General features: G+C 39.7%; 18 protein-coding genes and 1 pseudogene. 6 read left to right on the top strand and 13 right to left on the bottom strand.

What is annotated here, in order from left to right; translation table 11 throughout:
• Positions 1–27 precede the first annotated feature (27 nt).
• Positions 28–582: an NUDIX hydrolase gene (locus tag RE317_RS14830; RefSeq protein WP_008669043.1), complete on the top strand. Its 555-nt coding sequence runs from the start codon at positions 28–30 to the stop codon at positions 580–582.
• A gap of 387 nt (positions 583–969) precedes the next feature.
• Here the strand turns inward: RE317_RS14830 and RE317_RS14825 are convergent, their stop codons facing one another.
• Both RE317_RS14825 and RE317_RS14820 read right to left on the bottom strand, forming a co-directional pair.
• Positions 970–1389, bottom strand: a complete 420-nt coding sequence (locus RE317_RS14825; protein WP_005852446.1) for a pyridoxamine 5'-phosphate oxidase family protein — start codon at positions 1387–1389, stop codon at positions 970–972.
• 91 nt (positions 1390–1480) lie between these two features.
• Positions 1481–2371 carry an AraC family transcriptional regulator gene (locus tag RE317_RS14820; protein ID WP_032939432.1) on the bottom strand — a complete coding sequence of 297 codons (891 nt, stop codon included), beginning with the start codon at positions 2369–2371 and terminating at the stop codon, positions 1481–1483.
• 215 nt (positions 2372–2586) lie between these two features.
• Here RE317_RS14820 and RE317_RS14815 point away from each other — a divergent pair.
• Positions 2587–2655: pseudogene (locus RE317_RS14815) on the top strand (methyltransferase); the annotation flags it as partial.
• 105 nt (positions 2656–2760) lie between these two features.
• On the opposite strand, the gene RE317_RS14810 reads toward RE317_RS14815, so the two are convergent.
• From RE317_RS14810 to RE317_RS14790, 5 genes are all read right to left on the bottom strand, one after another.
• On the bottom strand, positions 2761–3549 hold the full coding sequence (locus RE317_RS14810) for a class I SAM-dependent methyltransferase (RefSeq protein ID WP_008669041.1): 789 nt from the start codon (positions 3547–3549) through the stop codon (positions 2761–2763).
• 271 nt (positions 3550–3820) lie between these two features.
• On the bottom strand, positions 3821–4276 hold the full coding sequence (locus RE317_RS14805) for a GNAT family N-acetyltransferase (RefSeq protein WP_008669040.1): 456 nt from the start codon (positions 4274–4276) through the stop codon (positions 3821–3823).
• Between the two features lie 54 nt (positions 4277–4330).
• Positions 4331–5290: a class A beta-lactamase, subclass A2 gene (bla, locus tag RE317_RS14800; RefSeq protein WP_005852454.1), complete on the bottom strand. Its 960-nt coding sequence runs from the start codon at positions 5288–5290 to the stop codon at positions 4331–4333.
• Between the two features lie 58 nt (positions 5291–5348).
• A complete protein-coding gene (locus tag RE317_RS14795; protein ID WP_008669039.1) occupies positions 5349–7136 on the bottom strand; it encodes a glycoside hydrolase family 15 protein in 1788 nt (595 codons plus the stop codon).
• Between the two features lie 19 nt (positions 7137–7155).
• Positions 7156–9408 carry a bifunctional alpha,alpha-trehalose-phosphate synthase (UDP-forming)/trehalose-phosphatase gene (locus RE317_RS14790; protein ID WP_008669037.1) on the bottom strand — a complete coding sequence of 751 codons (2253 nt, stop codon included), beginning with the start codon at positions 9406–9408 and terminating at the stop codon, positions 7156–7158.
• A gap of 360 nt (positions 9409–9768) precedes the next feature.
• Here RE317_RS14790 and RE317_RS14785 point away from each other — a divergent pair, with 360 nt between their 5' ends.
• The 3 genes from RE317_RS14785 (at position 9769) to RE317_RS14775 (ending at position 12886) form a co-directional block, all read left to right on the top strand.
• Positions 9769–11115, top strand: a complete 1347-nt coding sequence (locus RE317_RS14785) for an aspartate kinase (protein ID WP_008669036.1) — start codon at positions 9769–9771, stop codon at positions 11113–11115.
• Between the two features lie 409 nt (positions 11116–11524).
• Positions 11525–12160 carry a chloramphenicol acetyltransferase gene (locus RE317_RS14780; protein ID WP_005938547.1) on the top strand — a complete coding sequence of 212 codons (636 nt, stop codon included), beginning with the start codon at positions 11525–11527 and terminating at the stop codon, positions 12158–12160.
• 36 nt (positions 12161–12196) lie between these two features.
• Positions 12197–12886, top strand: a complete 690-nt coding sequence (locus tag RE317_RS14775) for an HAD family hydrolase (RefSeq protein ID WP_008669033.1) — start codon at positions 12197–12199, stop codon at positions 12884–12886.
• A gap of 258 nt (positions 12887–13144) precedes the next feature.
• Here the strand turns inward: RE317_RS14775 and RE317_RS14770 are convergent, their stop codons facing one another.
• From RE317_RS14770 to RE317_RS14750, 5 genes are all read right to left on the bottom strand, one after another.
• Complete coding sequence (locus RE317_RS14770; RefSeq protein ID WP_008669032.1) at positions 13145–13846, bottom strand: hypothetical protein; 702 nt, start codon at positions 13844–13846, stop codon at positions 13145–13147.
• 273 nt (positions 13847–14119) lie between these two features.
• Entirely contained in the window at positions 14120–14689 is a 570-nt protein-coding gene (locus tag RE317_RS14765; RefSeq protein WP_005841242.1) for a K(+)-transporting ATPase subunit C, read from the bottom strand.
• 13 nt (positions 14690–14702) lie between these two features.
• Positions 14703–16736, bottom strand: a complete 2034-nt coding sequence (gene kdpB / locus RE317_RS14760) for a potassium-transporting ATPase subunit KdpB (protein ID WP_008669029.1) — start codon at positions 16734–16736, stop codon at positions 14703–14705.
• A 33-nt stretch (positions 16737–16769) separates the two neighbouring features.
• Positions 16770–18476: a potassium-transporting ATPase subunit KdpA gene (gene kdpA, locus RE317_RS14755; RefSeq protein WP_005841245.1), complete on the bottom strand. Its 1707-nt coding sequence runs from the start codon at positions 18474–18476 to the stop codon at positions 16770–16772.
• 26 nt (positions 18477–18502) lie between these two features.
• On the bottom strand, positions 18503–18583 hold the full coding sequence (locus RE317_RS14750) for a potassium-transporting ATPase subunit F (RefSeq protein ID WP_074783379.1): 81 nt from the start codon (positions 18581–18583) through the stop codon (positions 18503–18505).
• 267 nt (positions 18584–18850) lie between these two features.
• Between RE317_RS14750 and RE317_RS14745 the strand changes: the two genes are divergently transcribed.
• Positions 18851–19477, top strand: a complete 627-nt coding sequence (locus RE317_RS14745) for an O-acetyl-ADP-ribose deacetylase (RefSeq protein ID WP_008669026.1) — start codon at positions 18851–18853, stop codon at positions 19475–19477.
• 389 nt (positions 19478–19866) lie between these two features.
• Here the strand turns inward: RE317_RS14745 and RE317_RS14740 are convergent, their stop codons facing one another.
• Complete coding sequence (locus RE317_RS14740) at positions 19867–21204, bottom strand: sigma-54 dependent transcriptional regulator (protein ID WP_008669024.1); 1338 nt, start codon at positions 21202–21204, stop codon at positions 19867–19869.
• Between the last annotated feature and the right edge of the window lie 279 nt (positions 21205–21483).

Raw genomic sequence — 21483 nt, 5'->3', positions numbered from 1 at the left:
TAGAATATAAAACAAAAAACTTATTATATGAGCACAGACGATAGAAAATGGGAGATTATTGAAAGTGAATATCTTATCCGCCGCCCTTGGCTGACCGCACGCCGTGACCGGGTTAAACTACCTACAGGAGTTGAAATTCCTGAATATTATATTTTGGAATATCCTGATTGGGTAAATGTAATTGCTATCACCAAAGAGGGTAAATTCGTATTAGTACGCCAATACCGTCACGGAATAAAAGAAACACGTTATGAAATTTGCGCCGGAGTTTGTGAAACCGGAGAAGAACCTTTGCTTTCTGCCCAACGCGAATTGTACGAAGAAACAGGGTATGGCAATGGAAATTGGACAAAACTTATGACCATTTCAGCAAATGCCAGCACCATGACAAATATCACTCATTGTTATCTGGCTACGGAGGTAGAACGAATCTCTACCCAGCATTTGGAAGAAACTGAAGATCTGACAGTGCATTTGCTGGATGAAGAAGAAGTAAAAGCGTTGTTATTGAATGATGAGGTGAAACAATCATTGATGGCTGCACCGCTTTGGAAGTATTTTGCTTTATATTCTCATTCATAATATCATTATATAGCCGTGAGGAAGGTACAAATCTCTCTTCAAAAGTAATTTAACTTACTTTTCCAAAGCAGCTTTGGAATTCCTTTAAACTAGGGCATTAACTTTCCGGGACTATGCCGTCAGGTTGGAAACAGACAAGTTCATCTTTTAAAAAGCTAAAGACCTTTTTAAAAGATGAACTTGTCTGTTTTACCCGCTTGCGGACTGAAAAACTTCTCGCCCCATGAAAGGGTAACCCGATACTTTTACAGGTGAACCCGGAAAAACAGGCATCCGTTTTTATAAAACGGACATTCATTTCAGGAAAACAGACGCTCGTTTTCCGAAAACGGACGTTCATTTCCTGATGGGATGTTGCAAACCGATGTATAGGAAAAAGCCTGTTTCTTATTCCACCAAGAAATCTTCCGATTTGAATTCACTGTAAAACCTTCCAGAGAAAGCTGTAAATTTCAATACACAATAATCCGGGTCCGTTACCCCTTCCGGATAATACATTGTATCCCCCTCACGCCAAATCATTTCCTTGCTGGCGCTATCAGTCAGAACTTCCATCGTGCCACGCAGCATGACACCACGAAAAAAACGCCTGTCACAAAAATAAACAGATGCGTGGTCGTTCTTCCTGTATTGTACCACACGCATGGAAGAAGTGTTTGTAGTAAAATAAATGATCTTGATACCTTCACGCTTACGTGGTTGCAACATCGCCTTCATGTTAGGAAATCCGTCCTCATCTATGGAAGCGATAAATGAAACGGTTTGTTTGTCAATCATGTTACCGATTGTCTTTTCTGCATCTTTCATGTTCTTGATTATTTAATTGATTATGAAGATGTAAAGATAGGTAAAAACCGGAAAAAGGATGCCATACATTTCATGGGAGAAATATCACTTTTCATGGTTGTTGCTCACGACGATAATTAAAAGGAGTCTTTCCGGTATGTTGCCGGAAGCTGCGGATGAAGTAAGAAACAGTGGAAAAATGAAGGCTGAGTGCTATTTCCGAAACGGGAATATCTGTGTATGCCAACAGTTTACGGGCTTCGTTCATCACTTTGTTACGGATGTATTGCTTGGCACTGGTATACAGGACAGAGTGAACCAGTTCATTCAGATAATTGGGAGTAATGCAAAGGCAGTCGGCATAAAATTGCACGGAATGCTGCTCTTTCAAGTTCTCTTCCACCAGTTTTATAAACCGCTCGATGTAAGGACTGTTGTTTTCTTTGGAACCGGTTAGGGTTTCGTTTCCGATGGCAGAAAGAGTTTTTTGATAGCAACGATCCAATAACATAAGGGCTTCATACAGAAGTGCCCTCAGCATGTGCACATTGCCAGGCTGATAGGTATCAATTTCTTTTTTGATATGCTGTAAAAGTTGGAGCATACGGATATAAAGTTCTTCGGGCAACTGTAGTTTCAGCGAAGTTTCTCCGGGATGAAAATAGGAGAGGTGTTGCACAAACTGCGTATCTTTAAAGAACGATGAAAGAAATTCATCTTCAAAAATCAAAGCATAACCATTCTTTATACAATTAATCTCCCAACTGCGGATTTCTCCCGGCCGCGAAAAAAAGACATCACGGGAGACTGCATTGTAAGTCTGATGACCGATAACAAAACGTCCTTCTCCCTCTGTTATAAAAGTAATATCATAATAAGTCAGCGTATGAACTGCTTTCCCGGCCAGATATTTCTTTATATCTTTCAGTGCCACGATGTCTATCAGCAATTCACTGCCATATTTGTTTTTATAAAAGGTATAGAGGGGGGTGGAAGATTTCATCATTTCGGGCTGCCTATTCAGTATTCTTTTTATCTTTTCTTTTAGAAACATTCATGTTCTGATGCAAAACTATAAAAAACTCTTCGACTTCTATTACAGGAAAGATAAAAAGTTTGTAGTTGTGAATTGATGAAGCAAAAAAACAGCCTTCTTATGCATGTTCCGGCAAAATTACCTATCTTTATTGCAGTTGCCATTTGATTTATGACGCAAACATGTATGATGGATTAAACACCTTCCTATCTGATTTGTATTTTTACAAGAAATGGCTTCCGAAAAATAAAATAGGTCATTCAAAGAATAAGCAGTGCAGATGCCCCCTTGAACAAACACCTGCACTGCTTGAAAAATATTTTAGAAATTCGCTTTATGCTTCTTTACTTCATCCACTAACTTTGAAAAGGATGAATCTTTTTTGCGATAAAGAATGCATAGCCATAATATGCTTTATACTTACTATATAGCTCAGCCTCATGATGATTGGATGTTATCAATTCTTCTACGATTCTGCTTCCTGCATGTTTTCTTCTGAATATTTCCTCGGCTTTAGCTTGAGGAGCAAAATAATGTTCTATCCAGCAATTCTCCGGAAGAATGAATGTCGCAACCGGAATATATCCTGCTTTTTGTATCTGGGCTACTTTGTTGGGAACCGTATCTATTTCCGTATAAGCACTCATCCAGAAATCATGAATTTCTGCCGGGCGTTGATCGGTAAACCAGACACTTTCAGAAACGGCAAGGTATCCTCCCGGTTTCAAATAGTTGCGCCACTCTTTCAAGCCTCGTTCAAAACCAATATTATAAATGGCTCCTTCCGACCAGATCAAGTCCAAAGAGTCCTTTTCAAAAGAAAGGTCATCCATCGAACCGACTATGCCTTTCACCCTATTCTGGAGATTCAGTTTCTCGGCATTCTTGTTGAAACGTTCAATGAATCCCGGGAAAAAGTCGATGCCTGTAATCTTCCCCGGCGCATGTTGTGCCAAGATCATTGTCTGCCCCCCTGTTCCACAGCCGAGATCGGCAATAAGGGATTTGTCGGTAAGATTATCTATAAAGCTTAATGCTTTAAGAGTTACTTCGGGACTTCCGGGTCCTTGTCGCTCCGTATTTAAGAAAAAATCACAAATCAAATTTACATCGAATCCTAGAATTGTATTGTTGTCATTATTCATTATCGTAATATATTAAACATACACTGAAAGCATAGCCATACTCCCTGTGTAATTAAAAAATAAAATTATAGTAATATGAAATTGCTCTCGAAAAAATATCCCGAGAATACACGAATAAACAATCTATTTATGAGAACAGATTGTTTACGACACCAAATCCGATATACGAGTTTTTAACATAGTGCAAAGATACACCTATTTCATTGAAAAACGATAGAAAACAATGTTTAAATTTAGGAGATATTTCAGTATTTGATCTTTTTCCACTCTTTTAAAAACCTATTTTACGTTTCAAATAAATCATATCTTTTAGTAAAATCCCATTGTCAATAATGGGATGATCGTAGTTCTCCGTGAAAAAACCTTTTATACAATGAGAATATTCAAAGCCGCAACTTTTATAAAATGCAAGAACACCGGGAACGTCTCCTGTTCCCACTATCATCTGAGTATATTCTTTTGAATAATGGTTTATCAGGTAGTTTATTAGTTTTCTACCATATCCTTGTCGCTGGGCAATAGGGGTAACCGCTATATTCTTCAATTCACAAATTTCCGGACCTTCTTTTGTTACAACGCCCACGGCTTTTATCCCATTATCTTCCAATACAAACAAGTCACCACGCTCCAGATACCGGTCTATCATTGTTTCCTGTTCATCCCCAAGCAATAATAAGTCCAGATATTGCTTTTTATTTCTAGATATTTTAATGATGTGATAATCCATAATATTATATTTATAACATTCTTGTCTTTATAGATAGTGCAAAACAGCACTATTTTAACGATTCCCGGCATATCGGTAAACAGCAGCCGAAATATCAGAGATTATTTTAGCATTCGTTTCCATATTTTCTTTTGAGTCTTTGACAAATACAGCTACTACGTATCGGCTTCCATCAGGTAGAATTACAAAGCCAATGTCATTGATGCCAATGTATTCTCCCCGGTCATTCTTATCGGAAGTTCCTGTCTTATGTCCTATCTTGACTTCACTTTCGGGAAGGGGAGCAGGCAGTCTGTCTTTGCCTGTCCCACACTCTATCATAATATGCTTTAGAAAATCTGTATATTCATTTCTCATGAAATCTTGAGTCATAAAAAGTTCCAATAGATTGGCTGCTTCCATTGGTGTTGTCCAGTTTTTGTAACAATCATCCATGTCTTGATGCATCTCATCTTCGGTAGCAGTTATGGAAACATCGTTTATTCCCAATGAATGAATGTATTCATCCACCACGTTTACACCACCTATATAATCGAATAAGATATCACAGGCTACATTGTCACTTGACTGCATTGTATAAACTAAAAGTTCACTAATCGGAAGTTCTAAATTGCCTTGGGGATATTTATCACGCAAAGGGCTATATGTATCCGGTTTGAAATATTTTTTATCAAGATATAGGGAAGTGGAAAGTGGAATATGCCGTTTTTGCAGGTAATCACATACAGCCAATGCCTGATGAAACTTATAAACGCTCATCATGGGATATTTTTCGGCATTATTTATGGCCAGCGTATCTTCTCCATCCAGTATCAAAGCCACTCCTATAGTTGCTTTCTTATCTTTAATAATATGTCGAATTTCTGTTTTTAATGTTTTCAATGAATCTTGGGATTTATTCTGAACACATCCGCCAGACAACACACACCATATACATATAATAATATATGGACATCCGTTTTTTACTAAAGACTGCAAGATTAACCTTGGGCTCCGTTTTTTTGTTATACGCATTTTCCTGATTTTAATTGTACGAAGATACCGGATTATCAGTCCTTCTCCAAATTTTTCCTTATTTAAAGATTAGCCTTTTATCTTCTTCCGCAAATAACACAGCAGTATTTACCAGTGCCAGATGAGAATAAGCTTGTGGGAAATTACCCAATTGTTCTTTTGTTTCGAAATCAATATCTTCACTGAACAGACCCAAATGGTTTGAATATTGCAAAATTTCATCGAACAGACAGCGTGCTTCGTCTTTTTCCCCGATGACATAAAGTGCACGAATCAGCCAAAATGTACAGATGGTAAAGGCCGAAGAAGGACAGCCAAAATCATCATGAGTATTATAGCGGTACATCAATCCTTTGTGTAATAAGGATTGCTTGACGGCTTTCACTGTTTTATGATAACGAATATCATCAGCATCTATAAATCCATAAGGTTCCATTAACAGTAAAGAAGAGTCCAAATCCAGATTGCCGTATGCTTGTGAAAAACTTTGTATTTCTTCCTTCCATCCGTTTCTCATAACATCCGCTTTAATTGCATCAGCTTCTTCTTCCCAACGTCGGCTATTCTCATATTTATTCAGAATACGGGCTATGCGGGCTCCTCTGTCCAAAGCAACCCAACACATCACTTTGGACGAAACGAAATGCTGTCCTTCGCCCCGTATCTCCCAAATTCCTTTATCAGGCTTTCTCCAATCTTCCATCACAGTCGTCATAATACTTTTCACCATTTCCCACATATCTTCTATTTCATCCAATGTACCTGGCATCAACCGGTAATATTGGTAAATCAAGTCCATCAGATAGCCGAATGAATCATTCTGCCTTTGATGATAAGCATCATTGCCGATACGCACCGGTTGGGAGTTTTTATATCCTGAAAGATGGTCGAGTATAACTTCAGTCAATTTCCTTTCCCCACGAATGCCATACATTATTTGATAAGTGTCATGCTCGGCAACAAAAGTAGATTGTATGAATTTCATGAATTTGCGGGCTGCATCGGCATGACCTATCTTGAAAAGAGTCTCTATGGACATGGAGGCATCCCGCAACCAACAAAAACGATAATCCCAATTGCGTACTTCTCCCACAGCTTCGGGCAGGCTGGTAGTAAGAGAAGCTAATACCGCGCCATTATAAAAGGACATCATCTTCAGGGTGAGTAAGCTACGCTCTATTATATCGTTGTAAATAGTGAACTTTCTTGTACGATCCGTCCAGTTCAACCAATAAACCAACGTGCGGCAATACTCCAGTTTCTCACGCTCTATATCAACAGGAATCACCTTTTCATTGTATGACAGAAGAAAAAATTCATCTTGCTCTAATATAAATTCCTGATGGTCTACAATACCTTGCAACGGCAAAGAGGAATACAGATATTGTCTGTCCTTGTTGTTAGAAGAAGAATAGGTTTCAATATACCGGGAAGTTACATTAAAAAATGCTTTTCCACGAGCATAGTCGGGAGCCGGATGGTAATTGACTTTAATGCGGGGACGACCTTTAATCCAGTGAATATAACGATAGACCTCAGCCGGACGATAATATTCCTTATTATCATATAACTCATAACAAGGCATAAAGTCGACTACCGCAAATTCGTCTTGCTCTGACACAAAAGTAGTGGAAAGAATATTGGTATGGGGAACATACGATTGGATGGTGTGATAGTCTTCTGAAACTTCAAAACCAAAAGTCCCGCCTTTTTCACGATCCAGAAGAGCTGCAAAAATAGAAGGTGAATCAAAATTTGGAAAACATAGCCATTCAATACTTCCTTTTTCGGAAATCAGTGCGGCTGTGCAGCAATTACCGATTACACCGTAATTTAAATTGTCCATGGTTATTTTTTTTGTAATGTTAGTGGTTTATTATCCGTTTTAAAAAATCTATAGCCGATGATAGCTGCCCTTTCAAACAACTTTTCAAGGCTGCTTTCACCACGCTTTTATCTGTCATCCGTTGTAAAAACGGCAAGGTATCTGTCTGTACGGGCAGATTGTAACGTGCACTCTCGGATGCTGTACCAATCTTTACAGTCACAGCAGTAACAGGCAGGGCTTTAAACATATCATCATCCGTGGTATCATCTCCCATTGCCAGGATAAAATCATATCGGGTGGCAAGCAAAAGCCTGTTTACTTCTGAACCTTTGGTAAATTCGGGAGATTTTATTTCTATCACCTTATTACCTTGCATGATTTGCAAATTCTGTTTCAAGCAAATAGATATCAAGGAATTGACCAACTGTTGCGCACGTAATCTGCCCAACCATGCATCGGTCTCACGATAATGCCAGGCAAGTGCCGTTTCTTTGACTTCAAGATGGGAGCGAGGAGTCTTGCTGACAAATAATTTTAATATAGAAAGTAATCCGGGGCTCCATTCCTGCGCGTGTACATTCTTGTGCCATACACCATTCTCTTTATAAAAGGCCCCATGTTCGGCTGCAAAGGAAATAGGTAGTGCACCCAACCATTTCTCTAAAGTAAAATGGTCACGTCCGCTGTTTATTACCACATGATTCAAGGGGTCGGCAGTCAGTTTCTGCAATGTATCCAGCAATTGCGGAGTAGGAGAGGCATCTTCCGGCCTTTTCTGAAAAGGAACCAGCGTCCCGTCATAATCCAATAAAATCAAACGCTTTTTAGCATGTAAGTATTGATGCTGAATTTCCTGCATATTCTGTGATCCTATCTTCTTAAGAAGCATGGTTTTGTTTTTGTGTGCCACTTCCTGCCATTCATTTACAAAATCGGCAGCCCATTTATTGACAGTCTGTACGGATACAATAGACTGCATACGGTGCATTCGTTCTTTCTGTTCTTCAAACGGCATTTCCAATGCCCGGCAAATGGCATTTTCTATCTGCTCCGTATCATTGGGATTAACCAGCAAGGCGTCGGTCAGTTCCACAGCGGCACCGGCCATTTCACTTAAGACCAATACACCGGGATTGTCTTGCTTGACAGCAACATACTCTTTGGCAACCAGGTTCATTCCGTCACGCAAAGGAGTGACTAATGCAATATCAGCTATAAAATACATGGCAGCCAATTCTTCGAATGAGAAACCATGATAAAAATAGCAGACCGGAGTCCAGTTCATTGTAGAATATCGTCCGTTGATAGAACCTATTTCCTCGTCAATCCGGGTTTTCAATTCGGCATAACTGCCTACATGATCACGTGAAGGAACTATGACCATAGCCAGTGTTACCTTGCCATGATATTCGGGATGGTGTTCCAAAAAAGAGGCAAATCCATAAAGACGGTGCAAAATACCTTTACTATAATCCAAACGGTCTACCGATAGGATAAGTTTATGTTTGCCAAACAAGAGACGGGTTCGTTCTATAGCTTTCCAAACATTTTTTTGTTGTGACACATTGTGGTAAAGGTCATAATTTATCCCCATCGGAAGTGCATCAACGCGCACAATGCGACTGCCTATCCGGGTTTCATCCAAACTGAAATCCATATGGAGTACCCGTTCGGCCGCGCTGATGAAATGACGCATATAGTCATGTGTATGAAATGCGATAAAATCGGCTCCTAACAATCCTTTCAGTATTTCGGCACGTTCAGGCAGAATTCGGAATAACTCATAAGATGGAAACGGAATGTGATGAAAATAGCCGATATGCAACCGGGGAAGCTCTTGGCGGAGCATTTCCGGAAGTAACATCAACTGATAATCTTGTACCCAGACCCAATCATCCGGTTCCACAAGGCGGATGATTTCCCGACAAAACAAAGTGTTAACCTCTTGGTAAGATTGCCAGAAACTCTTTCTATATAATGTATAGGCAAAGAAATAGTGACATAAAGGCCACAGGGTACTGTTACTGTATCCCTCATAATAGTTCTTATATTGCTCATGGGATAAAAATATGGGATGGAGATTCATTTCCTCCAACCGGTGACAGATATCCTGTTTTTCTTCCTCTTTGTCTGTACAGATTCCGGGCCACCCCACCCAATGTTTCTCGTAATTGCCTTGTAGGGAATTTAGGCCCGTTGTCAGACCTCCTTCACTACGTGAGAAAACAAAGGTATCTTGTTCTGCGACAGCCTTCACGGGCAGTCTGTTTGATATGATATACAATTTCATTTTTATATAATTCTTTTTTTCAGTTAGATGACAAAAGTCATACCATCAACTTAAATGTCTTATTATCAATATGGTATATACTTGTCAATTAGTTTATACTTTTTCAATATGAAAGCCTTTTTTCTAAAATGGGAAATGAAATAGCCGAAAGATAAAAGTGCAATTTTTGCAATGGCATCGATTTTGATTTATACAGAGTATAACGCTATCAACTTATAGAAAAGGTAGCGAGCAAACAATAAGAAACAACTGATTAACAAACGAATAAAGATGAAACTAGTAAGAATATAGCTTTCCAATATGGAAATTTGCCTGTTAAAATGAAAAAGAAACTCCAAAAGAATAAAATGCAATACAAAAATGAAAGTATATAATTTAGAAAATATTAAATCTGCCACCGAACTGAAACATCGGACTGAAGTAATTAGCATGAACGAACGTTCTATTATAGTGCTCGACACTTTTACCGGCATTGCCCAAAAGCTGCAAGCTGTTTCTATTTCTTTATTCCATCTCGATATCGAAAAGGTTATGAATCAATTGCAGGATTTCGAGAATGATTGTGGAAATTGGCTGGACAATCTTCTTTCCTCCGAAATGCAGAAAGCAGAAGCTGCCAAAGAAATAAAAGTACACATCGATCAAATTTCCCGTTTATGTAATGAAAATCCGAACATCATTGACGATCATGAGATTATGGCTCACGGAGCAATGATATCCTCTCTTATTCTGTCATATTATTTAGAAGAATGTACGAAAAAGAACTTCATCTTGAACTCATGTCATTTCATGCGGCTAGGGCTTGATCGGAAACCGGATATAAAGTATGTGAAAAAAAATGTAGAAGAACTGATGAAAGCCTGTCCCGATGTCCCCATTCTTATTACCCAAAGCCGTTTGTGTAAAAATGCATATGATGAAGTGGATTTATTCCCACAAATAGGAAATGAGTATTATGCCACTGTTATCGGGGCTGTATTCCATGCGGATGAAATTATAACATCCTTACGTTCTGATGAAATTTGTTTCCGAGGTATGGAACATACTCGGACTCTTACATACGGTGAAGCCGAGAATTTTATTGATAGCGGCATTGCATTGCTTCATCCGGAATGTATTCCGCTGGCGCGCACTGCCGGTATGGCCATTGTATTGATAAAAACACCGGAAGATACATTACGGATATCATCAGAAAAAACAGGAACAAAAGTAAAAGCTGCTGTTTCACGCAGAGGTGTGGTCTTTGTCAAACTTCGTTCGTTGGGGGTTCTTACTTCTTATCTATTTATTGGCAAAGTATTTGATGTGTTCGAGAAATATAAGGTTCCTGTCTATTTAGCGACTTCCTCTAATGTGAGTGTTTCATTGGCTGTGAAATGTAGCAACGACACATTACGCCTGATATATCGTGAATTACATAAGTATGCGGAAATAGGAATGGAAACAGAAATGTCTGTGGTCAGCGTTATTGGCGATCTAAATTGGGAAAAGCATACAGGGTTGGAAGCCAGAATTATAGAAACGCTGAAAGAGATGCCGGTATGTATGATTTCATATGGCAGCAGTACTCACAATCTTTCAGTGCTGGTACGGGAACAAGATAGAGAAAAGGCATTAATGACACTGTGCAAAGCCTTTCTGGATATTCCATCAGAAAAATTTGATGTAATAAAACAAACTCAATTACAAGACTCTTTTGTCATGTGACCTTCCTGAATAAACAGAAGCAACAAATTTGCCCGACAGGTATTTGTTGCTTTTGTTTTTGATTAAATAAAATATTATTTTATCCTTATAGCGATTTATACTTTATTGCCAATTCCATCACCTACATTGTTATCCACACAAAAAACTGACTTATGAATTTAATAGAATTCTTTCCCTTATAAACAAAAATAGACATATAGTTGATTACCAGTCCTGAATAACCTTTTAAAATAGTTGCTGTTATCCATTCTTAACTTTAACACAGAACAGGAGATAATAAAATGGATTTAAAGCAAACAAAGAACATCTCTGTTAAAATACTTTTTGTATATTTGCAACAATACGTTTTATCGTTAAAATAGTTGTAACAGAAATAATACACATAAAAGAAAAACAGAGTAAATAGAAAATGAAGCGAGTTATTAACTTGGACAATTGGAATAGAAAAGAGCATTTTAAATTCTTCTCGGCTCTCGATGACCCTTTTTGGGGAATTACCACGACTGTTGATTTCACAAGCATATATCAACAAAGTAAAAATATGGAAGTTTCTTTTTTTCTTTATTCTGTGCACTTCCTATTGAAATGTATCAATGCGACTACTGCATTCAAATTACGTATAGAAAACGGAGAAGTAGTAGAATATGATAAAATCAATATTTCGCCCACTATCGGAAGAGAGGACGGAACTTTTGGCTTTGGATTTTTTGAGTATGACACAGATCTTTCCTTATTTATTGAAAATGCAGAAAAGGAAATACATAGAGTAAAAAACAGTACCGGACTTTCTTTTTCCAAGGACACAGCAAGAGCGGATGTCATCCGTTATTCGGCTCTGCCTTGGTTTGCCTTTTCCGAGATGAAACATGCCGGTTCAATTCAAACAGGAGATTCTATACCCAAAATTTCTACAGGTAAGCTGATACAAGAAAAAAAGAAACTTTTGCTCCCTATATCCATCAGTGTCCACCATGGCTTGGTGGATGGACGAAATGTTGCCGAATTTATACAGAACGTAAAAGACGGACAAAACAATACATTATGATATGATTGCTCTCTCTTCCTATTCTAATAATAAAACATGAAAAATAAAATAGAATTTATCGCTTTTGATGCCGATGACACTCTTTGGGAAAATGAACTTTATTTTCAAGAGTTGGAACACAAATTTTGTCATCTTCTGAGGAAATATTCACCGGCTCCTTCCGTATCAGAAGAATTGTTCAAGACAGAAATAAAAAATCTGCATATCTATGGTTATGGACTGAAAGGAATGCTGCTTTGCATGATTGAAACCATTTGCAAAGTTACTAATGGAGAAGGAGACCTCAATCTCGTAAAAGAAATCCTCCGATCAGGTCAGGAACTTCTGCAAAGACCAATCACATTATTGGACGGTGTGCAAGAAGTCATATCAGCCTTGCACGAAAATTATAAATTAGTATTGGCCACCAAAGGTGATTTGTTCGATCAAAAAAGAAAGATTTCTGCGTCCGGACTACAAGAATACTTTTACCACATAGAAATAATGAGCGACAAGAAAAATGCGGATTATAAAAGATTGCTTGATAATTTAGGATGTAAGGCAGAAAATTTACTGATGATAGGTAACTCGATAAAGTCGGATATTATTCCCATATTGGAACTCGGAGGTTATGCAGCCTATGTACCTCATCATGTCACTTGGGCACACGAACAGTATGAAGGAGAAGTAACGCACTCCCACTTTATTAAGTTGAATAACATTAAAGAGATACAAAACTATCTTTAGTTTTTGCCATACTCCATTCTCCACGTGGTAACTCTTTGAACAAAAATACCACGTCCGGCAAGACTCAAAAAAGGATAAGTCACTCTATACAACAAAAAAGGGTTGTCAAAACGTGGATAATGCTGTCGTTTCGTTCGTAGGGGCGAGGTTCGCTCGCCCGAAAACAGTTTGCTTTGTGTCTTCGGGCAGGCAAACCCTGCCCCTACAGTTGACGATTGGATAGTCCGGTTTCGTTTTGACACTTCCTTTTATACACATTTAAAACCCAATACTTAATCCGGCTATCAGATAAGTTTTGTCAAATGAGGGCGAAACAATAGCCTGTACAAACAAAGGCAAAGAAAAATGATCTGTAATATTAATGTTCTTGGAAGCTTTTAAAGCAATATCTGTAAAAGCAGCACCATCAGCATCATACATTCCTTTCCAGGGAGTGAAACCAACGGAAGGAGTGAGCGTAATTTCTGCCGGGCAAGCAATATTATAAGAAGCATTGATATAAGTGGAATAAGCACGATCACCGTCTTTGTTATCGTCTCCTCCAGCAAACATGGTAGACCAGCTCAAGGTCAGAGGAAAGTTCTCGCCGAAATTATAAGCTAATGTTCCTTCAAAATGATGATCATGTTTATAATCCCCGTAGGGCATGGTGATGCCATTCCACCAATAGTCGGTCACTGTAATACCTAAACCGCCAATGGTATAACTCAAATTGATGTCAAACTCTTGTGCACCGTCTGTCTTGGTCAGGCTCTGACTCCCCCAAGCAGACAAAGAAAGATTGCCGTAAGATAATCCTAATGTAGGCTGTACAGAAAATCCTGAATTCTGGTAAGCGCCACGCCAAATGTAATCACTTACAAAATCCGCCTTAGCCGTTACGCTAAATTCTTGTGCTTTTATCACTCCAGGCAACAGTAGAGCCAGCACCAAGACCACTTTTTTCAAATTCTTTTTCATCTTAAAAAATTAAACTAATCAATATTCGTGTTTTACATATTTCTACTATTTCCTTCTTATTGTCTGAAAGGAAATATCCATTTTGAGTTTTTCTGAATCAAGATGCATCATTCAATAGGGTGATGCACGTCAAAGATCAAGAATCCATGTTATCAAAGCAAAGAACAATACAATGATAGCCACAGCTTCTAGAGCCGACAGACTCTCGGTATCCAGGAAACTTCTCTTTTTCATGACGCACATCTTCCTAATTTAATGACTATATATTTTTTATTATTTTGCCTTTTCTAAAGCAGCATTCAGTTTTAATACATTCACCTTCTCTGTACCGAATATGCCCATAAACGGTTTTTCCACAGCTTTATCTACAATAGCTTTTACAGTTTCCTCACTCATTCCGCGAGCTTTAGCCACACGTTGTACCTGCACGTATGCGCAGGCCGGAGTGATGTCAGGATCCAGCCCGGAACCGCTGGCTGTGACCATTTCGGCAGGTACTTCCTTACGGCTCAAGTAAGGATGATGCTTTAAAAATGTATCAATCCGCGCTTCTACTTCAGCCAAGTATTCTGCATTGGTAGGGCCTTTATTGCTACCGGCCGAACTGGTTGCATCATAACCATCTCCGGCACATGAAGGACGTCCCCAGAAATAGATATCTTCCGTAAATGATTGTCCCACATTGGCGGCACCTACCACTTTTCCGTTAAGTTCCACAACCTCGGCATTGCCGGAATTAGGTCCGGCAAATTGAGCGAAAATCCATAAGACTAGTATATAGCATACTGAGAAAAACACACAAAAGACTAAAGTAAGTCTGAATGACTTTATAAAATTTTTCATTGTTATTTACTTGTTAAAAGAATAATCCTACTACTAAATCTATTAATTTAATACCCACAAAAGGAGCAATAACACCACCTATGCCATATATCAAAAGATTACGACGAAGCAAGGCGGAAGCTCCTATCGGTTTGTATTGAACTCCTTTCAATGCCAGCGGAATCAGAATAGGAATAATGATGGCATTGAATATAACTGCAGATAAGATAGCACTCTCAGGGCTATGCAACCCCATAATATTCAATGCAGCCAGTTCTGGAATGGAAAGCATGAACAATGCAGGAACAATGGCAAAATATTTGGCCACATCATTGGCTATGGAGAAAGTGGTCAGTGTACCACGTGTCATCAGCAATTGTTTACCTATCTCAACAATTTCTATCAGCTTGGTAGGATCATTATCCAAATCCACCATATTCCCTGCTTCCTTGGCAGCCTGTGTACCGCTATTCATGGCAACCCCCACATTAGCTTGGGCAAGGGCAGGAGCATCATTTGTTCCGTCACCCATCATGGCAACCAGTTTGCCGGCAGCCTGCTCTTTCTTGATATACTCCATCTTATCCTCCGGTTTAGCTTCGGCTATGAAGTCGTCTACTCCGGCTTTCTCTGCAATATATTTGGCGGTCAATGGGTTATCTCCCGTCACCATGACTGTTTTTACCCCCATCTTGCGTAAACGTTCAAAACGTTCCTGAATACCCGGTTTTATGATATCCTGCAATTCTATTACTCCGGCAATTTTCTTATTGACACTTACCACCAATGGAGTACCTCCATTACTTGTAATGGTTTGAATGATATCTTCCGTTTCTTTTGGGAAAGGGTTTCCGGCAGACAAAGCTATCTTGCGGATCGCATCAAATGCACCTTTACGGATTTCTGTTCCATCCTTCAAGTTAATACCCGAGCATTTGGTTTCGGCGGTAAATTTTATCATATGAGCACCATCGGTATTCAAATTACGCATCCGTAAACCCGATTCACGTCCCAGTTCAATAATAGATTTGCCTTCCGGAGTATCATCAGATACAGATGAGAGCAGGCAGGCTTCGATGAAAGCATGTTCATCCACTCCCTGAGCCGGATAAAAACGGGTAGCTTTACGGTTTCCTATAGTTATTGTTCCTGTTTTATCAAGAAGCAACGTATCTATGTCTCCGGCTGTTTCCACTGCTTTACCCGATTTGGTTATGACATTGGCACGCAAAGCACGATCCATCCCGGCGATACCGATAGCCGAAAGCAATCCTCCGATAGTGGTAGGAATGAGGCAGACAAACAAGGACAGAAAAGAAGCAATGGTAATGACAGTTCCCGTATAATCGGCAAACGGTTTAAGGGTGATACACACAATGACAAAGACCAATGTAAATGCTGCCAACAGGATAGTCAATGCAATTTCATTCGGTGTTTTCTGGCGGGATGCGCCTTCCACCAATGCAATCATCTTATCCAGGAAACTTTCACCCGGCTGGGTGCTTACCATTACTTTTATCTGATCGGACAATACTTTTGTACCTCCTGTTACTGAACTCTTGTCACCGCCTGCTTCACGGATTACAGGAGCGGATTCGCCTGTGATGGCACTTTCGTCAATAGACGCCAGTCCTTCGATGATCTCGCCATCGGCAGGAATTACATCTCCTGCCTCGCATACAAAAATATCACCTTTCTTTAACCGGGAACTACTGACAGTTTTCAAAGTCCCGTTCACAATCAATTTGGCAGGGGTTTCCTCACGAGTCTTCCTCAGGCTATCGGCTTGTGCTTTTCCGCGCGCTTCGGCAATAGCTTCAGCAAAATTAGCAAATAACAAGGTGATGAACAGGATTACGAAAACCCATAAATTATAAATAAATGAGTCTTGTGAATCATTAACGATAGAGTAGAGCATCACCAAGAACATAATAGCTGTACAAACCTCTACCGTGAACATAATCGGATTCTTAATCATCACTCGCGGATTCAACTTCACGAATGATTGTTTTATGCTGTCAATGACTTGCTCCTTCTGAAATAAAGAAGCTGATTTATTATCTTTCATATCTTCTATTAATATCGTTGTCTGTTATCAGAATTATAAACTCAAGTGCTCGGCAATAGTGCTTAATGCATGTACCGGGAAGAATGATAGTGCGGCAACAATAAAAATAACCGCAAATGTCATCACACCGAATGTCACTGTATCGGTTTGCAATGTGCCGGCGCTTTCGGGAATAAATTTTTTCTTAGCCAGAATACCTGCTATGGCCACTTGACCTACAATCGGGACAAAACGTCCTAATATCAGCACAATACCACAAGAGTAGTTCCAAAACCATGTGTTATCACCCAGTCCTTCAAAACCGGAACCATTATTGGCGGCACACGAGGTGTATTCATAAAGCATTTCACTCAGACCATGATATCCGGGATTGTTCAGCCAGCCACCTTCACTTTCCACAAATGCAGGCGCATGAACAAACAGATAAGCAGCCAATGCCGTACCAACTAAAATGATAAACGGATGAAGTAGTGCCACAATGGAAGCAATCTTCATTTCACGTGCTTCTACTTTATGACCAAGGAACTCCGGTGTACGGCCTACCATCAACCCACTGATGAACACGGCGATAATAATAAATGTAAAGTAGTTCATCCATCCCACACCTACACCGCCAAACCATGTGTTGATCTGCATGTTCAGCATTTCCATCATACCCGAAAGCGGCATTGTTGAATCGTGCATACCATTGACAGAACCATTGGAAGTAACCGTAGTAGTAATACTCCACAAAGCAGTGGCGGCCGAGCCCAAACGTATTTCTTTACCTTCCATCGCGCCATTATCCTGCGCTATCCCCATTTCATCAATACGTGGATTACCACCCATCTCCTGACTCACATTGATACAAACTCCTACCAGATAAGCAAACAGCATGACACCATATATACTATAACCCAATTTTTTACGTTTCAGATAGAAACCGAATGCAAATGCCATCGCCATAGGTATGATAAGGATAGACCAACATTCCACCATATTGGCAAAATAGGTAGGGTTCTCCAATGGATGAGAAGAGTTTACACCAAAATAACCACCACCATTAGTACCCAATTGTTTGATAGGGACAATAGCCGCCGTAGGGCCTTGTGATACATATTGTGTAGCTCCTTCCATGGTGGTCACTTTCATTTTTCCGTCAAAGCCCATCGGAGTTCCTTGCACAATCAGGATAAAGCCTACGACCAATGAAAGAGGCAACAGGACACGGGTACAACTTAATACCAAATAGTTCCAGAAATTGCCAATAGTCTGAGTAGTCTTTGCAGCCAGCGCTTTCATTATACCTGCCATGGCAGCCATACCGGTAGCGGCAGTAATAAACTGAAAGAGCATGATGACGAATAGCTGAGTAAAATAAGTCAGCCCACTTTCACCGCTATAATGTTGCAAGTTGCAGTTCACCATGAAACTGATACAAGTATTGAATGCCTGATGCGCAGTCTGACCGACATTTCCATCCGGGTTAAGCGGCAGCACACCTTGTGTAACCAACAGTACCATCCCCCAAAGGAACCAAAATAGATTTACCACCAGCAAGGCTCTCAAAAACTGTTTCCAGTTCATCTCCTCATTGGGATTGATGCCACTCAGTTTGAACATAACCCGTTCAACGGGCTTCATAAAATCCGACCAAGTCTTTTCACCTTTATAAACTTTAGCGATATATTTGCCCAAAGGATAGCTGAGCACTACCATTAAGACAATTTGCGCTATAACACCTAAAACTTCAGTATTCATAACTCTTTATTTCTTAACTTACTTTTTTAAAACTTCTCCGGCTTGATGAGAACATACATCATATAGCCGAACATAATCAAACTAACTACAAATAATGCTGTGTACATAACTTGTTTCTCCTTTCTTTTTTTAGATCTTCTCGAACCAGTCTATGCATTTAAAGAAAAGCCAAAAGCAAGCTATACCGCTCAAGGTACAAACCACAAATCCGATTGAAAATAAATCCATAATTCCTTTTTTTAATTAATACTATTGTTAACTGCCACGCTATATGCCAATAGTGTGCCATTACCGGCAAACAGGAGATAAGTAATTGATTTATATACAGATATAACAACAAGAAAAAAGAGGGAGCAAAAGAAGATCTTTTCAAAATGAAAAGGGAAGAATATCAAAACAGGAGAATAATTGATTTATTTGCTGCCAAACTGCATAATTCCCCAATTTATTATATAGCTTTGTATAAAGGTTTTAATACAGAAAAACAGAAAGGAAAAATGAAGGAGATAAATGTTACCGTAGCCGATATCACTACTTTAAAAGTCGACGCCATTGTAAATGCAGCCAACTGCTCGTTGCTGGGTGGCGGTGGTGTAGATGGAGCTATCCATCGGGCTGCAGGCCCGGCGTTGTTAGCGGAATGTAAAACATTGGGCGGTTGTCCGACGGGGGAAAGCAAGATAACCGATGCATACAACCTGCCATGCAGGAAAGTGATTCATACCGTAGGACCCGTATGGCATGGGGGAACGCATGGAGAAGCCGAAAAACTTGCATCATGCTATCATACCAGTTTCATACTAGCGAGAGAGAACGGCATCCAAAGCATTGCATTCCCCTGTATCAGTACCGGCGTATATCATTATCCCAAGGAAGAAGCGGCACGTATCGCATTGAATGCCATCGGGGAAGAAATGGCACATGGCTATGAAGGAGAAGTGATTGTATGCTGTTTCTCGGAGGAAGATGCCGAAGTATATCGAAAGCTCTTGTCTTGCTGAGGAAAGTCACGGATCATTTCTATATCCGGAATGTATTGATTCCGTAGCCATCTTTGCTGAAACCATCTTGCAATAATGCTGCCTATGGTCTTTCGTGAAGCAGTAGAATTTGAGTGGGGCTGTTTATCCGTAAGGAATACATAAAAGACTTGGGAACCGGATTCGTCATTAAAAGGTTTTATCCGTATCCCTAACCCTTTCCTGCCCTATGGTTAAGGGTTTTCTTCTTGTTTGTTTTATCTCCACAAGTCTTTGGAGTTAACTCCATAACCTTGGGAGTCAACTCCAAAGCTTATGGAGATAACTCCAAAGGCTATGGAGATAGAATACATCCGTATAAAAAGACTTAACCATAGGGCAGGAAAGGGTTGATCAATGACCTGCAACAACTAAATGCCGTATTCCTCTATCTTTCTATATAAAGTAGTCAAACCTATTTTCAATAAACGTGAAGCCTCGGTCTTGTTTCCTTTAGTATGTTGCAGAACTTTAGCGATATGACGTTTTTCCATAGCGGCCAGTTCAAACTCCGAATAATTCTTGCCGGAATAATCTTCCTGCCGGGCATTCTGTATTTCAATGGGAAGATCTTGTAAGGTGAGCTGTTTGTCGCAGACAATCATGCTGCGTTCTATCACGTTTCGCAATTCACGGATATTTCCTCTCCAGTCGGCAGCTTTCAAAGCTTTCAAGAACTCCGGAGCCATCCCTTCCACCTGTTTCCCCAGTTTCTTTGAAAAGAGTTGGATAAAGCTTTCCGCCAAAAGTTCGATGTCTTCTTTGCGCTCACGAAGAGGAGGGAGGTGTATCTGAAAAACAGAAAGACGATAATAAAGATCTTCACGGAAATTACCTTGTTCTATTTCTTTTTTCAGGTCCCGATTGGTGGCGGAGATAACGCGGACATTCACTTTCGTCGGTTTCGTGTCGCCTATCTTGATGTACTCTCCCGCTTCGAGCACACGAAGCAATTTGGCTTGCAGCTCGAAAGCCATTTCACCTATTTCATCCAAAAAGATGGTTCCGTTATCGGCCACTTCGAACAGCCCCTTCTTATCTTTCATCGCTCCGGTAAACGAACCGGCTTTATGACCGAATATCTCGCTTTCAAGCAGATCTTTGCTAAAAGCAGAACAGTTTACAGCCACAAAAGCATTCTCTTTGCGAAGACTGTTGCGATGGATGGCTTGTGCAAAGACCTCTTTCCCCGTGCCTGTTTCTCCGGTCAGCAAGACTGTAACATCCGTTGCCGAAACCTTTCGGGCCAATGCTACGGCTTGTTGCATACCCTCCGACTTCCCTTTTATAGCGTCAAAAGAGAAACTTTGGGTCTCTTCTGTTTTCACTTTTTCCCCTACATTCTTTTTAGCCTGAGCCATAGCCCGGCTGATTAACGGAATAATTTTATTATTATCATCCCCTTTGGTGATATAATCAAAGGCTCCATTCTTGATTGCCTGCACACCATCCGGAATGTTACCGTGGGCGGTCAAAAGTATCATCTCCAATTCTGGATAGAGTTTTTTGATGGTTGTAACCATATCCACTCCATTGCCGTCCGGCAAAAACACATCACACAACACCACTTGGGGATTATGTAACTTAAGTTGTTTCAATGTAGACTGGCAATCGGCTGCCTGGAATACTTCGTAACCTTCCAATTCCATCATACGCGAAAGAAGTTTGCGTATTTGCGGTTCATCATCAATAATTAAAATACTATCCATATATTTATTCTGTTTTGCGTGACAAAGATAGAATAAAATGAACGCTCGACAAAAGGATAATACTTAATTTCTGTTTTATAGAAAACGCTTTCTGATTAGCTTTTTTTAATCTCGGACTTTCTGAACCACTCCCGTAGGGAGTAAACAATAACAAGCTGTAAAAAAACATATTTACTGATCAATAAAACTCATCTTATAATGAACCTTTTTATATTTTGTTTCGTTAAATATACCGGATGACATCTCAATTTACTTCCGTCAATTCCTCCCTATTCTTAA

The sequence above is a fragment of the Phocaeicola sp. GP0067 genome, assembly GCF_031119655.1.
Taxonomy (GTDB): Bacteria; Bacteroidota; Bacteroidia; order Bacteroidales; family Bacteroidaceae; genus Phocaeicola; species Phocaeicola vulgatus.
This window is presented reverse-complemented; position numbering and strand designations above follow the sequence as displayed.